A 13,865-nucleotide genomic window follows, 5' to 3' on the forward strand; every position below is an offset into this window, starting at 1 on the left:
CGGTGCCTGTGCAATGGGGGATGACCAGAGGAGAGATAACTGTGGCGGCTGTGGCACTGCGATCGCTTGACGATGCCGATCTCGACGTCCTGTTCGATCTGATGCGCGACCCGGTGTCGGTGCGGATGGCCGCCTTCACCGCAAAGGATCCGAACGACCGGGAGGCATTCGACGCCCACATGGCGAAGGTGCGGTCCACTCCGGACGTCACCATGCGCGCGATCACCCGCGACGACCGACTCGTCGGCAGCATCGCCAGCTTCATCATCGACGGCGAAACCGAGCTCACCTACTGGATCGACCGTTCTGTCTGGGGGCAAGGAGTGGCAAGCCGAGCGCTCGCGCAATTCCTCCAGACCCTTGAGATCCGGCCCATCTGCGCCCGTGCGGCCAGCGACAACATCGGATCGCTCAAAGTCCTGCAGAAGGCGGGTTTTGAAGCGATCGGCACGGAAGTGTCCTATGCCTCCGGCCGGGACGCCGAGATCGAAGAGACCATCCTCCGTCTCGTCTAAAGCCTGTCCCGCAATCGGCTCCGGGCATGCTGCGGGCCGGGATCGGCCGCTGGGAATCAAGTTGCACGAGTGGGGCGTGCGTGGCGAGACTTGCTGGTGATGATGCCATTGATTGAGATCGATCGTTTGAAGCGAACCGTGACGCCTGCGTGGGAGAGCCCCGTCGCTGACCAGGTCGCCGCCGCATGGGGATACCCAGCCGGAACCGCGAAGTGGTGGCGCTCCAGCGCTTCACACGTGTTCGTCCTGCGCGACCCGGAGGGGAAGCGCTACCTGCGGTTCGTGCCCGACGCCAACCGGAGTGCCGGCCCGGTCGCGGCGGTGTGCTCGCTGATGGACCGGCTCGTTGCGGGCGGCGCGGCGGTGGTGCGCCCGGTCCCGACACTGGCCGGGACCCTGACGGCGACGGTGCCGACAGCGCTTGGGCTGATGCACGCCATGGTGGTCGAGGCCGCACCCGGCGAGGAGCTCGACGTCGAGGAATTGGACGAGGACCGCGCCCGGTCCTGGGGCGCCGCCCTCGCGGCCGTCCACGAGAGCATGGCCGGGATCGATGCCGACCTGCCCGAGGCGTTCCCCGAACTGTCCGAGATCACCGACCTCTACCCCCACGATCCGGCTCTCGTGAAAGCCGCCTTGCGCCTGGCCGACCGGATCGCCGGTCTGCCTCGCGACGGTTCCCGATTCGGGATCGTCCACGGCGATTTCGAACTCGACAACCTGGCCTGGGACGAGGGAAGAGCGACCGCGTTCGACTTCGACGAGGTCGCCTTCTCCTGGTACGCCGCCGACATCGCCTATGCCCTGCGCGACCTGACCGGACCGGATGGGCTCCCCGCAGTAGAACACCGGCAGCGGTCCGAGGAGTTCATCGCCGGATACCGCAGTGTCCGACCCCTCGGCGAAGCCGATCTGGCGAACCTGCGGTTGTTCGCCGGCGCGCACGCGGTCTGCTCGCTCGTTCGCATCGACAGCGCCCTCGACACCCCTGGCGAAGACGAACCCCAGTGGATGGCGGACCTGCGGGCGAGGCTGACGGCCATGGCGCGGTCCCACCGTGAACTCGCGATCGGCGTTGCTGAGGCGCTCTAGCGGTCGGTGGCGGTCTGGGTCACCGGCCGTAGGCGAGGTTGTGGAATCGCACGATGCCGCGCATCGCATTCGCGACTCCGTCCCCGCGCAGGCGGCAGTCCCGCAGGATCTTCCACGCTTTCATCCGCGCGAACGCATGCTCGACGCGGACGCGGATTGGACGGTGGGAAGCGTTGTGGACGGCCATCCAGAGCTCCAGCACCTTCGCGTTGAGCCTCGCGGACGAGATTGGCCAAGGTCCTCGGTCGCAGCTCCGCGAACGGCTCGATCCAGCGCCCCTCCGAAGCCGTCACATCCTAAGGCCCTGCACCCCAACCAATTGCGAGACAGACTTCAGGTACTCGGGCGGTGCGCCTGCGCGTGTTCTTCCCTTCGGCGGGTCGAGGTCGAGGAACCAGTTGACATCGCCGTTCATCGTGCCGACGACTGCCCTGCCCGCGAGGCTCGAAGTGGGTCGCACCGGCCCTTTCACGTGGATCATGCCCTCATCGATGAGGCACGCCATGGCGCTGGGATCGTCGAACTCCTGGTCCTCTTCAGCGTGCCAAGCCCGCGTCATCTCATGAATGTCGCCCGTGTTGAACAGGTAATCGAGCGGCACCGTGCTCGGATCGCCGCACTCCGTTCCGTTGTGGATGCGCAGACTAGTCCGGAAGTCCGGCGGCAGCGAGATCCCCAACGCCGCCTCGACCGCATCGATCTCCCGAATTGCTCCGGCGTACCCAAGCTCGATGCCGACTTCATGATGAACTCGACGCCGCCTTCTTCGAACTCGCCTTGGCTTACAAGGCGGCGAACGACAGCATTCAATGCCCACTCGATACCGAGGAGGTAGCGACCTTCCGGGCCCGAACTTCGACCTGCGGAGCGATTGGGTTCTGGTTCAAGCAATCAGCGACAACGGGGTGGCCTCTACCCTGGCGAGTTCTTCGGCCCCGGGTGGGGCTGGGCCTGGGTTCAAGATGGCAGCGACAACGGGGTGGTTGCGTCCCGGGCCTGGTCTTCGGCTTCGATCTCTCGGGGCTTGCGGTCAAGGCAGTCAGCGACGACGAGGTGGTGTCAACCCGGGCGAGTTCTTCGGCCTGCGGGGCCGGATTGGGTTCTGGTTCAGGCGGGCAGCGACAAAGGGCTGAGTGGCGGGCTGGGCTCGCTCTTCGGCTATAGGCGGTGCCTGTTCCGGGTCTTGCCAGGGCTGCTTTCTTCCCTGGGCATGCTGAGGGGCCCGAACCCTTCCGGGTGTCGGGCTGCGCTGCTGGTGTTGCGGCGCTTCCCCTCAGCAGTCGCCCGCTGAGGGCAGAGTAAGAACGGTGGATCCCCGTAGTCAACCTCCCGGGCCGGACCAGCCATCACCTTCGGGGTCCTGGGTGCTCCGATCGGTTCGGAAGGCTTGGGGGCCTTGACGATCGGCGGCGTGATCGGTGGTGTCGGTGTCGGTGTCGGTGTCGGTGTCGGTGTCGGTGCCGGTGTCGTTTGGTTCGGTGTCGTGAACTTCGCTCGGCATTTCGCTCTCGCTGCCTTCATGGCTTTGAGGGCCCGGTCCCGGTCGATGGCCTCGGCCAGGGCATCGAGGTCGGGTTTCATGGCCTCGGACCATTCAGAGCGGTACAGCCCGGTCGGGAACACGTCCCAGTCGGTGCCGTGGTGCTCAATGTCCATGTCCTGGTCCGTGCGCCAGTCGGAGCAGCCGCACCCGGTGTTCCCACCGGGGGCGCTCGTCGTGTGGTGGCCGTCGTGGTGGGTGATGATGGCTTGTCCGGGCCCGGTCTTCGTCACGGTCCAGCCGGTGGTGTGGATGCGGCCGTGGTGGAACCGGCACAGCAGGATCAGGTTCTCCGCGATCGTGGGGCCGCCGTCGGCCCAGTGCTGGATGTGGTGGGCTTCGGTCCAGGCGACCGGGCGCCCACACCCGGACCAGGCGCAACCTCCTGGCTGCTCAAGCTCCAGCTTCCTGCGCAGGGCCGTGTTCGGCAGGCGCAGTGCCCGGCCGAGTTCGACCGCTTCGCCTGTGGCGTAGTTGAACACCGAGGGGATCACCACGCCCTCGCAAGCCAGGAGGCGCGCCCTGGGAACCGAGATCGGGTCGCCCTCCAGCAGCGGGAGGCGGCCGGTGTCCTTGCCCTGCAACGTCTCGATATCGACCGTGAGATCGAGGGTGGCGGTGTGCCCGTGGCGGGTCGCTGCCTGCGGGGAAGACCCGTAGCCCGCGAGGAGCTGGTGGAGGGCTTCAGCGTGCCGGTGCTCCTGCGGGGGCAGGAGACCGTCGCTGTCTTGGTCTTCTTGCCGGGGTGGCGGGCAGGCGGTCTGCAGGTACTTGTCCAACAGGCGGCCCGTGGTGTCGGAGAGTTCCGCGGAGAGGCTCCACATGCCGTTGTCTTGCGGCATCAGTTCGAGGCGCTGCAGGGACTGCGCACCCAACTCGTCCAGCAGTTCGGCTTCCTCGGCGATGGAGGCCCAGAGCTCGTCGAGGTGGCGTTGCAGGTCTTTGAACGAAGCATGGGCGCAGTACTCGGCCACCATGGCTTCCGGTGTCGCGCACTGGACTGAAGCGTCGAAGGGGGAGGGGACCGGTGTCGTGAAGGGGGTGCGGGCGAACAGGCGCATCGCGGGGGTCTTGTCCAACTGGCGGACCGCGAAGGCGACCTGGTCGATCCGGGCCGTCCCTGTCGTCGCCGCCTCTGCCAGGAGACGGAACTTCCCGGAGAGTCTGGCGATGGCGGCGATGGATCCTGCGGTGTTGAACGTGAAGTCGAACTGCGACAGGAGCAGGTCCCGGAGGGCGGAGAACCCGAACTCCGAGCGATGCAGCCCAGCGGTCTTCATCTCGATCACCGCGGCCAGCACCTGGGCGTGGTGGGAGTTGATCGCCTCGGCGGCATGGTCGAGGGTGGAGCGGATGGCTTGGGCCTGGGAGCGGCGGTCCGATGCGACCGAGGCGGTGATCGGGGTGGTGGTGCAGTGGCTCATCGGGGTCTCGCCTCCCTTCCGCTGTTCTCGAATGATCTGGCTGTTTTCGCTTGTTTGTGCTGTATCAAGCATAGATCGGGCAAGGGTGTCCTGTCATCGCCCAATCGGGTGAATCATCGATGTTTGGGCAGGTCAACGGCACTGTCCCCCGGGGTCGGGCGTGTCGGCCAGCGCCCACAACCGACCCGACGCCCAGCGCCCCAACCCCCGCGCTGCCTGGCGGCCGCACAACCCACCCCACCCTCCCAATCACCCCTTTGTCGCCGCCCGCCCGAACCCCGACCACAACCAACCTCGAAACCGAACAACAACCAAGAGAGCCCCCTTCCCCTTTGTCGCCGCCGCCTGAACCCCGCCCGCAACGAACCTCGAACTTCGAACCCCAACGCTTCGAACCCCAACGTGGATTCATTCGCTATCTGAGACATGTTCTGATTCTCGTGTTGTGATGCGGGTGACAGGCGATTCTTGCCTACTGAATCACTTGGGGGAGTCATGTCCCAGCCGCCTGCTTCGCCATCGCCTCCTATGCCGCCGGAACAGCCGCGCTATTCCGTGCCGATACCGCCGGCACCGCCGGAGCCGTCCAAGACCATCTCCATTCTCGCGCTGGTGTTCGGTGGGGCGGCGCTGCTGTTCAGCCTGATTCCGGTTGCGGGGATCTTCCTGGGCGGGCTGTTCGGGATCGCGGCGATCGTGCTCGGCATCATCGGGATCTTCATCTCGCACCGGCTGTTCGCGATCATCGGTATCGCCCTGGCCGTCTTGGGCCTGATCGTCGCGATCATCATCACCGTTGCGGTCGGCAGGTCCGCCGAGGAGATCATTGAGGACTGGCCGTCCAAGTTGGAGGAGAGCGAAGACGAGCCGAAGGACGAGGTCGTCGACGGGACCGATCCGACCGCTCCGCTGCCGGCCGGAACCGAGATCACCACGGGCAACTGGACCGTGGCCATCAGCGATGTCGTTCTCGACGCCACTGCGGAGGTCATGGCCGCGGACGAGTTCAACGTGGCCCCGTCCGAGGGGTTCCAGTTCTTCATGTTCCATGTCGATGCGACGTACCAGGGCGAAGCCTCCAGCACCGCCTGGGCCGACCTGTTGTTCGGGGTCTACATCGAGAACACCGTGTACACCGAGGGCTGCGGGTTCATCCCCGATCACCTGTCGGTCGCTCCCGAGGTGTTCGCGGGCGGGACGGCGGCCGGGGACTTCTGCCTCGCCGTGCCGACCGCGGGCGTGGAGAACGCCGCGATCTCGGTCGAGGACTACTGGACCGGGGGCGAGCGCTTCTTCGTCTCGGCAAGCTGAACGCGAACAGCCGCCCGCGGGATCCGCGGGCGGCTGCTTCGTGCTTGTGGTCCCTAGACCTTTGCGGGTACCGGATTCCGGAGGGGTTCGCCGTGGGCGTGGAGTTCGGTGAGGGCTTCCCGCCAGGACTGGATCAGGCCGGTCGCGTGGTAGGGGATGTCCTTTTCCCTGCAGAACTCTTCGACGATGGGCTGCGCCTTGGCCAGGTTGACCGAGGGCATGGCCGGGAAGAGGTGGTGCTCGATCTGGTAGTTGAGGCCGCCGAGGGCGAAGTTGGTGAACCAGCCGCCCTTGACGTTGCGCGAGGTGAGCACCTGCTTGCGGAGGAAGTCGAGTTCGGTCTCGCCGACGAAGGTGGGCATGCCCTTGTGGTTGGGCGCGAAGACGGAGCCCATGTAGAGGCCCCAGACGGCCTTGTGCACGAGGAGGAACACGATGGCCTGGCCGGGGGTGAGCACGATGAAGAGGGCGCTGATGTAGGCCACCCAGTGGACGGCCAGGAAGGTTGCCTCCCAGCCGCGGTTCTTCAGGCCGGGCTTCAGGACGGACTTGATGCCCGACCAGTTGAGGTTGAGGCCTTCGAGGAGAAGGATCGGGAAGAACAGTTCCGCCTGGTACTTGCCGAACCAGGTGGTGATGCCCTGCGCGAAGCCCGCCTGGCGCTTCGACCAGACGAACAGGCCCGGCGAGACGTCGGGGTCGAGTTCCTCGTGGTTGGGGTTGGCGTGGTGGCGGTTGTGCTTGTCGTTCCACCAGCCGTAGCCCATGCCGTTGGCGAGGTTGCCGGTGAACCAGCCGAGGCGCTCGGAGGTGGAGCGGCTGCGGATGACCTGGCGGTGCGCGAGGTCGTGGCCGAGGAACGCGACCTGGGTGCTGACCAGGGCCATGAACACTGCCGTGAACATCTGGAGCCAGGATTCGCCGATGAAGGCGAAGGCGGTCCAGCCGCCGACGAAGACGATCGCCATGAGCGCGAAGCGGATCACGTAGTACGCGGGGCGGCGGTTCATGAGCCCCGCCTGGTTGATCCGTCGGCCGAGTTCGGCGAAGTCGCTGCCGACTCTTGGCCGCGCTTCAGCGGGCGATGCCTTTTCGGCGATGAGCGTCATGGAGAGCGTCCGATCTGTCGGGAAGTGTTCGACTACTCAAGCCTCCCGTGTCAAGCGTGATTTGTAACTACTGCTGACCCGTCTCTTGGGGTAGTGCTTGCCCTACCTATTTATGAAGGAATTCCTTCGAAAAGAGGTGGACTCATGTCGGAGCCCCGGCTTAGGGTTGCGACATGCCTGATGACAACGAGATCCTGGTGCGCGCCGGGGACCTGCGGAAAAGCTACGGCGAGCACGAGGCGGTGCGGGGCGTCGACTTCGAGATCCGCCGTGGCGAGGCGTTCGGCTTCCTCGGTGCGAACGGGGCGGGAAAGTCCACCACCATGAGGATGATCGGCTGCGTCTCGCAGCCCACCGGCGGCACCCTCGAGGTCTTCGGCCGCGACCCGCTCACCCAGGGGGCCGAGATCCGGGCGCGCCTGGGCGTCGTCCCCCAGGACAACACCCTGGACGGGATGCTCACCGTCTTCGAGAACCTCGTGGTCTACGCCGGCTACTTCGGCATCAAGAAGAAGGTCGCGAAGGCGAAGGCCGCCGAGCTCCTCGAGTTCGTGCAGCTCTCGTCCCGCGCGAAGGACCAGGTCAACGAGCTGTCCGGCGGCATGCAGCGCCGCCTCGCCATCGCCCGCTCGCTCATCAACGAGCCCGAGCTGGTGATCCTCGACGAGCCCACCACGGGCCTCGACCCGCAGGCGAGGCACCTGGTGTGGGAGCGGCTGTTCCAGCTCAAGCACCGCGGCGTCTCGATCCTGCTCACCACCCACTACATGGACGAGGCCGAGCAGCTGTGCGACCGCCTCGTCGTGATGGACGAGGGCCGCATCATCGCCTCCGGTTCCCCGCGCGAGCTCATCGACACGCACGTCACCAAGGAGGTCGTGGAGCTGCGCTTCGGCACCGCCCACACCAGCGAGCTGGCCGAACTCGCCTTGACCCTGAACGGGATCGGCGCGCAGATCGAGGCCCTGCCCGACAAGATCCTCGTCTACACCGACGACGCGGACGACACGAACGCCGCGCTCGAGGCCCGCGAGATCCACCCGACCTCGACCCTGGCCCGCCGGGCCAGCCTCGAAGACGTCTTCCTGCGCCTCACCGGCCGCGCCCTCGTGGAGGACGAAGCGTGACCGCAGTACTCGTCGACCGCTCCGCGCCGACCCCGGCCAAAGCGGCCTGGAGGGCTTTCAACCTCCAGCTCGCCCTCTTCCGGCACGTCTGGCACGGCACCGTCTTCACCTCCGTGCTCCTGCCGATCCTCTACATGGTCTCGATCGGCATCGGCGTCGGCGCCTATATCGACCCTGCCTCCCTCGGCGGCCTCGACTACGCCGAGTTCATCGCCCCCGGCCTCATCTGCTCGGTCGCGGTCATGATGCTCGGCAACGACATGGTCTTCCCCGTGTTCGGCGGCTACCAGGACTGGGGCGGCCACTACCTCGCCCAGCGCGCCACCCCGCTGCGCCCGGTCGACATCCTCAACGGCCACCTCGGCTACGCGGTGGTCTTCCGGCCCTTCACGAACTGCACGGTCGTGGCGATCGTCCTCGGGTTCTTCGGGGTCTACGCCTCCTGGTGGGCGGCGTTCGCGGTGATCGCCGCCGCGCTCACCTCGGCCGCGCTCGCGCCCTGGCTGCACTTCTGGGCCTCCAGCATCAAGAACGACGCGAACCTCAACATGATCTTCCGGTTCGCGGTCATGCCGATCTCGCTGTTCTCCGGGGTGTTCTTCCCTGCGAGCGAGATGCCCGGGTTCCTGCAGCCGCTCATCTGGGTCTCGCCGCTGTGGCACGGCACCGAGCTCGCCCGGGCCGCGACCGCGAACGTGGCGCCCGCGCTGCCGCCGGCCGCCCACATCGCCTACCTCGCGGTGCTGGCCGTCGCGGGCTGGTTCGCCGCCCGCCACGCCGTCCAGCGCCGCCTGAACTTCTAGGAGCCCAGCATGTCGGTCATCGCCTACGGCGCCGCCCGCGCCTCCCTGAAGTCCTCGGGCGCCCTGCTCAACCGCAACTGGGTGGCCATGCGCCGCGCCTGGATCCTCGTGATCTCCGGCGCCGTCGAGTCGCTGCTCTTCCTGTTCGCCTTCGGGTTCGGGGTGGGTGCGCTCGTCGGCGACATCACGCTCCCTGACGGCACCACGGTCTCCTACACCGCCTATGTCGCCCCCGCGATCCTCGCGAACGCCGCGATGATGGGCGTGCTCGCGGAGACCTCCATCAACGTGTTCGCGAAGTTCAAGTGGATGAAGGTCTACGACGGCATCCTCGCGACCCCCTTGCGTCCCTGGGACGTCGCGCTCGGCGAGGTGTGGTGGGCGCTCATCCGCGGCGGCACGTACATCGGCGCGTTCGTGGTCGTCATGGGGCTCTTCGGCCTCCTCGACTCGTGGTGGTCGCTCCTGGCGATCCCCGCGTGCGTGTTCATCGCGCTGGCCTTCGCCGGGATCGGCCTGACCCTGGCGACGATGTTCCGCGACTGGCCCGACTTCGACTGGATGAACGCGGTCGTGTTCGCCATGTTCCTGTTCGGCGGCACCTTCACGCCCGTGGAGGCCTACCCGGCGTTCGCGCAGCCGATCGTCTACGTCATGCCGCTCTACCACGGCATCGAGCTGGTGCGCGGCCTCAGCCTCGGGCAGCCGGGCCCGATGATGTTCGTCCACGTCGCCTATCTCATGGCGCTGTGCGTGACGGGGATGTGGATCGCGCAGAAGCGGTTGGCGAAGGCCTTGTACAAATAGAACTAGGTCAAGCAGCAGGCCGCGCTTCCATCGCCGGAAGCGCGGCCGACCTCGTTCTGTAAGAAAAAATTCTTCAAGTGTGACCTTCACAACGAAGATTTTCTTCGATACCGTTCTGTTATGAGACAGCGCTTTTACCCCCAAAGCCCCCACCCGCGATCGCGGCACCGGCGCATCGCCCTCCTCATCACCGCGCTCTTCGCCGCGGCCGCCGCGGCCTTCGCCCCGGCCCTCATGTCGAACGCCGACGAGGTCAGCATCCAGGCGGTCAGCCACAAGAGCCCGTTCAACTGCAACAAGACCTTCTACGCCAACAACTGGACCGGCGGCCACAACCCGTCGAACACCATCGACTGGCAGGACTACGGCGGCGACGACATCAACGGCGAGAACGTGCGCGCCACCGCCGGCGGCACCGCCTACTTCTACAGCGAAGGCAGCACCAGCTACGGCAAGTGGGTCCAGATCATCCACTCCGACGGCACCCGCACCCGCTACGCGCACCTCGCGACCATGATCGGCGCCGTCGGCACCTCCAAGTCCGTCTCCCAGGGCACCATCATCGGCACCGTCGGCTCCACCGGCGGCTCCAACGCGCCGCACCTCCACTACGAACAGCGCAACTCCTCCGGCTCCGTCGTCACCCCCGTCGTCGAGGGCATCCAGGTCCCCTTGGGCACCAAGAAGGCCATCACCTCCTCCAACGGCTGCGGCGGCGGGAACCCGTACACGCCCGGCGAGGTCTGCGGCTCCGGCTACAGCCAGATCGACACCCACGCGCTCGGCACCGTCGGCCGGATCTACCTCATGTACAACAACTCCAACGGCTACAACTGCGTGGTCACCCTGAAGTACACGAGCGTCGGCACCCCCAGCGCCGTCTCCGCGACCCTCCAGGCCGAAGGCGGCACCGTCGGCACGGACTCGGGCAGCTTCGCCTACTACGCGGGGCCCGTGAAGAAGTCCGCGCCGAACACCTGCGTCAAGTGGGGCGGGTCGGTCGGGTCGACGACCTGGACGAGCGGCTGGAGCCATTGCGGCTGACCGAGAACGCTAGGCTGGGCGCGTGAGAACCCTGCTGCGACTGTGCACGATCGTCGCGCTGGCCTGCGCGCCCGCCTTCGGCCCTTCGGCGGCCTTCGCCGCCGGAGGGCCGCAGGTCCTGGTCATCACGACCGGGAACGCGGCGCAGGACGTGGCCGACTACGCGGTGGAACGCCTCGAGATGGAGGCGCGACGCTGGAACTTCACGCTCATCGAGGGCACGGCCGAGGACCTGGCCGACCTCGAGGAGATCGACGTGGTCATGTTCCTCAACACCGGTGAAGAGCTGCTCGACGAGCCGCAGCAGGCCGCGGTCCAGGAGTTCGTGGAGGGCGGCGGCGGCCTCATCGCCACCAACTCCGCGGTGACCACCGAACCGGACTGGGCCTGGTACCGGGACGTGCTCGGAACGACCGCCGTCGGGCCGCCGTCCGATCCGGCGACCGAAGAGGCGATCAGCTTCAACTCCGGCTCGCGGATCACCGAGGGCCTGGACGAGGAACTCAAGGTCACCGAGCGCTGGTACACCTTCGATCCCGAACCGGCGCAACCGAAGGCGACGGTCCTGGCGCAGCTCGGCACGGGCGCGCCGGTGGTCTGGAACCACGCTTCGCTCCGCGTCTTCTACGCCGCTCCGGGCGGCGACGGGAACACCTGGGGCGACCGGGACTTCCTGCAGCTGATCCGCCAGGCCGTCTGGTGGGGCGCGGGCGAAGAGGGCGCGCTGGTCCAGAACTCGGACGACGCCGCCCCGGCCTGGCCGTACACCCTGACGTTCGTGCTGTTCGTGGTCGCGGTCGCCGGCGGCGGCTCGATCGCCGTGTGGCGCTTGGACAAAGCCGAGTCCGCGAAAGAGCACGCCGTCGCGTGAACGTCGACCGGGCGGGCCGTCTCGAACTGCGGCCCGCCCGGTCCTCAAGCGATCCGCGCGGTGCACCTCCCGCGCCAGACGGCGCCGGACCGACATCGAAGAGGGAAGTTCCCACGACCCACACTCCGAGCGGTCATTTCGCTTGAAGGTCGATCCCGGTCCGGCACCGCGCGGATCGCAGTCTAAAGGCGTCTCGCCACCATTTACAACCGCCCCGCCACGACCGTGGTCACCTCGGCGACGCCGTTGTCGTACGGCAGGTCCTCGTCCTCGGGCTCTTCGACGGGCGGGCCCGAACGCTGTTTGATGGAGACCTCTTCGAGCGGGATCGCCAGGAGCGCGGACATCGCGTTCTCCTTGTCGCTGGCCGCCCGCGAGCGGTCCGAGCGGCCTTCGGCCATCCGGTTGATGAGGGCCTTGAACACCGACCAGCGCTCGTCCGCGTCGGTGATGAGCCGCGCGTTCGCGTGCACGACGACGCTGCGGTAGTTCATCGAGTGGTGGAACCAGGACTTGGAGTACACCAGGCCGTCGACGATCGTCGCGGTGACGCTCACCGGGAACTCCTCGCGCCCACCCAGGCCCATGCTCGACCCGGTCGAGCCGTGGAGGAACAGCGTGTCGCCAACGCGCACATGGAAGGTGGGGAGCACGCGCGGTGCGCCGTCGGGACCGACGAAGGCGACGTCGCAGAACAGCGCCTCGTCGAGCACCCCGTACGCGGCCTCGCGTTCGTAGGTGACCCGCTCGCGGGAGCGCTTGGGGGTGGTGCGCTCGGTCTGGGTGAACTGGCCGCTGTAGGGGCATTCGAGGGCGGACATCGGGGGCGGCTCCGATCGCTATTTTTGTACTGATACAATACTTTCGTTATGTCGGTACAGTATCAGATCACCGGATCGGCGGCAACCGAGATCGCCGCCAGCGTCGAGTCCGGCGTGCGCTCAGGGCAGCTCGCGCCCGGCCGCACCCTGCCTCCCGTCCGCAAACTCGCCGCCGACCTCGGCGTCGCCCCAGGCACCGTCGCCTCCGCCTACCGGCGCCTGCGCGAAAGGGGCGTCGTCGAGACCGGCGGCCGCGCGGGCACCGTCATCCGCCAGCGCTCCGCCTTCACCCCCACTGGAACCCTCACGGTCCCTTCGGGAGTGCACGACCTCGTCTCGGGTGAACCCGACCCCGACCTCCTGCCCGACCTCGCCGCGCTCAAACCGCGCGTCACGATCTCCCACGGCAACTACCGGGACGGCGGGCCCTGCCCGGACCTGCTCGACCTCGCGCGGGACCGCTTCGCCGCAGACGGCGTCCACGGCGAACTCACCGTCACCTCCGGCGCTCTCGACGCGTTCGAGCGCGGCCTCGCGGCCCGGCTCGAACCCGGCGACACCGTCGCGGTCGAGGAGCCCACCTGGTCCAACGGCCGCGACCTGCTCCTCTCGGCCGGCTACCAGGTCACTCCCGTCATCATCGACGGCGAGGGCCCGCTGCCCGATGAGCTGGAGGCCGCCCTCGCCGGCGGCGCCAAAGCCTTCATCCTCACTTCTCGCGGCCAGAACCCCACGGGCGCAGCCGTTTCGGCCGAACGCGCCGCCGCGCTCCGCGAGGTCATCGCCCGCCACCCCGGCGTGTTCGTGATCGAGGACGACCACTGGGCCGAGCTCTCGCAGATCCCGCTGCACTTCGTGGCGGACGCGGCCGAACGCTGGATGTTCGTGCGCTCGGCCTCCAAGCCCTACGGTCCCGACCTGCGCTGCGCGCTCGTCGCCGCCGACCCCGATACGAAGGCCCGCGTCCAGGGCCGCATGGCCATCGCTCACGGCTGGGTCTCGGGCATCCTGCAGCACTTCGTGATCGCCGCCTGGACCGACGAGGTCGTGGCCGAACGCGTGGCGCTGGCCGGGCGTACCTACGCCGAACGCCAAGGGGCCCTTCGCGAGGCGCTCGCCGAACGCGGGATCGACGTGTGGGGCCGCTCCGGGCTCAACCTGTGGGTGCCGGTGGCCGACGAGACCGCCGCGGTCGTCGCGCTCCGCGACGCCGGGTTCGCGGTCGCTCCTGGCCGTTCGTACTCCTTCCACGGCCACCAGGGCATCCGCGTCAGCACGGCCCGGCTCGACCCCAAGCTCGCCCCGGCGGTGGCCGACGCCATCGTCCGGGCTTCAGGTCCGGCGTCGCCGCCGATCTGACCTGACACGCCGCCCCCGCGGCTCATAACTCCAGAAGGGACC

The 13,865-nt window shown here is 67.6% G+C and carries 13 protein-coding genes and 1 pseudogene; 9 read left to right on the plus strand and 5 right to left on the minus strand.

All coding sequences use genetic code 11. From position 1 onward, the window contains the following. The first annotated feature begins 41 nt into the window (after positions 1 to 41). Together ACFO8M_RS20635 and ACFO8M_RS20640 are read left to right on the plus strand one after the other, a co-directional pair. A complete protein-coding gene (locus ACFO8M_RS20635) occupies positions 42 to 515 on the plus strand; it encodes a GNAT family N-acetyltransferase (protein WP_387979066.1) in 474 nt (157 codons plus the stop codon). Positions 516 to 653: 138 nt separating this feature from the next. Continuing rightward, a complete protein-coding gene (locus ACFO8M_RS20640; protein ID WP_387979068.1) occupies positions 654 to 1,607 on the plus strand; it encodes a phosphotransferase enzyme family protein in 954 nt (317 codons plus the stop codon). Between the two features lie 19 nt (positions 1,608 to 1,626). Here the strand turns inward: ACFO8M_RS20640 and ACFO8M_RS20645 are convergent. The 3 genes and pseudogenes from ACFO8M_RS20645 to ACFO8M_RS20655 form a co-directional block, all read right to left on the minus strand. After that, positions 1,627 to 1,797: pseudogene (locus ACFO8M_RS20645) on the minus strand (IS5/IS1182 family transposase); the annotation flags it as partial. 99 nt (positions 1,798 to 1,896) lie between these two features. Next, entirely contained in the window at positions 1,897 to 2,424 is a 528-nt protein-coding gene (locus ACFO8M_RS20650) for an SMI1/KNR4 family protein (protein WP_387979070.1), read from the minus strand. Between the two features lie 341 nt (positions 2,425 to 2,765). Then, positions 2,766 to 4,571 carry an HNH endonuclease signature motif containing protein gene (locus ACFO8M_RS20655; RefSeq protein WP_387979072.1) on the minus strand — a complete coding sequence of 602 codons (1,806 nt, stop codon included), beginning with the start codon at positions 4,569 to 4,571 and terminating at the stop codon, positions 2,766 to 2,768. A gap of 555 nt (positions 4,572 to 5,126) precedes the next feature. On the opposite strand from ACFO8M_RS20655, the gene ACFO8M_RS20660 reads away from it, so the two are divergent. Continuing rightward, positions 5,127 to 5,882: a hypothetical protein gene (locus tag ACFO8M_RS20660; RefSeq protein WP_387979074.1), complete on the plus strand. Its 756-nt coding sequence runs from the start codon at positions 5,127 to 5,129 to the stop codon at positions 5,880 to 5,882. 53 nt (positions 5,883 to 5,935) lie between these two features. Here ACFO8M_RS20660 and ACFO8M_RS20665 read toward each other — a convergent pair whose 3' ends face one another. Beyond that, positions 5,936 to 6,991 carry a fatty acid desaturase family protein gene (locus ACFO8M_RS20665; protein ID WP_387979076.1) on the minus strand — a complete coding sequence of 352 codons (1,056 nt, stop codon included), beginning with the start codon at positions 6,989 to 6,991 and terminating at the stop codon, positions 5,936 to 5,938. A gap of 173 nt (positions 6,992 to 7,164) precedes the next feature. Between ACFO8M_RS20665 and ACFO8M_RS20670 the strand changes: the two genes are divergently transcribed. From ACFO8M_RS20670 to ACFO8M_RS20690, 5 genes are all read left to right on the plus strand, one after another. Continuing rightward, positions 7,165 to 8,118, plus strand: a complete 954-nt coding sequence (locus ACFO8M_RS20670; RefSeq protein WP_387979078.1) for an ABC transporter ATP-binding protein — start codon at positions 7,165 to 7,167, stop codon at positions 8,116 to 8,118. Next, positions 8,115 to 8,921, plus strand: a complete 807-nt coding sequence (locus tag ACFO8M_RS20675) for an ABC transporter permease (RefSeq protein ID WP_387979080.1) — start codon at positions 8,115 to 8,117, stop codon at positions 8,919 to 8,921. The genes ACFO8M_RS20670 and ACFO8M_RS20675 overlap by 4 nt, the downstream gene beginning before the upstream one ends. 9 nt (positions 8,922 to 8,930) lie before the next feature. Then, positions 8,931 to 9,728 (plus strand): ABC transporter permease, encoded by a 798-nt coding sequence (locus ACFO8M_RS20680; protein ID WP_387979082.1) that lies wholly within the window; start codon positions 8,931 to 8,933, stop codon positions 9,726 to 9,728. A gap of 120 nt (positions 9,729 to 9,848) precedes the next feature. Beyond that, entirely contained in the window at positions 9,849 to 10,772 is a 924-nt protein-coding gene (locus tag ACFO8M_RS20685; RefSeq protein ID WP_387979084.1) for a M23 family metallopeptidase, read from the plus strand. Positions 10,773 to 10,794: 22 nt separating this feature from the next. Next, a complete protein-coding gene (locus ACFO8M_RS20690; protein WP_387979086.1) occupies positions 10,795 to 11,643 on the plus strand; it encodes a ThuA domain-containing protein in 849 nt (282 codons plus the stop codon). A gap of 203 nt (positions 11,644 to 11,846) precedes the next feature. On the opposite strand, the gene ACFO8M_RS20695 is transcribed toward ACFO8M_RS20690, so the two are convergent. Beyond that, complete coding sequence (locus tag ACFO8M_RS20695) at positions 11,847 to 12,464, minus strand: pyridoxamine 5'-phosphate oxidase family protein (RefSeq protein ID WP_387979088.1); 618 nt, start codon at positions 12,462 to 12,464, stop codon at positions 11,847 to 11,849. A 48-nt stretch (positions 12,465 to 12,512) separates the two neighbouring features. Here ACFO8M_RS20695 and ACFO8M_RS20700 point away from each other — a divergent pair, with 48 nt between their 5' ends. Beyond that, positions 12,513 to 13,823, plus strand: coding sequence for an aminotransferase class I/II-fold pyridoxal phosphate-dependent enzyme (locus tag ACFO8M_RS20700; protein ID WP_387979090.1), 1,311 nt, complete (start codon positions 12,513 to 12,515; stop codon positions 13,821 to 13,823). The last annotated feature ends 42 nt before the right edge of the window (positions 13,824 to 13,865 follow it).

The sequence above is a fragment of the Glycomyces rhizosphaerae genome (assembly GCF_042647865.1).
GTDB lineage: Bacteria > Actinomycetota > Actinomycetes > Mycobacteriales > Micromonosporaceae > Glycomyces > Glycomyces rhizosphaerae.

Coding starts and splice junctions, on each gene's coding strand:
- ACFO8M_RS20700 (WP_387979090.1), top strand. CDS start 12,513: ATGTCGGTACAGTATCAGATCACCGGATCGGCGGCAACCGAGATCGCC.
- ACFO8M_RS20670 (WP_387979078.1), top strand. CDS start 7,165: ATGCCTGATGACAACGAGATCCTGGTGCGCGCCGGGGACCTGCGGAAA.
- ACFO8M_RS20665 (WP_387979076.1), bottom strand. CDS start 6,991: ATGACGCTCATCGCCGAAAAGGCATCGCCCGCTGAAGCGCGGCCAAGA.
- ACFO8M_RS20655 (WP_387979072.1), bottom strand. CDS start 4,571: ATGAGCCACTGCACCACCACCCCGATCACCGCCTCGGTCGCATCGGAC.
- ACFO8M_RS20695 (WP_387979088.1), bottom strand. CDS start 12,464: ATGTCCGCCCTCGAATGCCCCTACAGCGGCCAGTTCACCCAGACCGAG.
- ACFO8M_RS20685 (WP_387979084.1), top strand. CDS start 9,849: ATGAGACAGCGCTTTTACCCCCAAAGCCCCCACCCGCGATCGCGGCAC.
- ACFO8M_RS20680 (WP_387979082.1), top strand. CDS start 8,931: ATGTCGGTCATCGCCTACGGCGCCGCCCGCGCCTCCCTGAAGTCCTCG.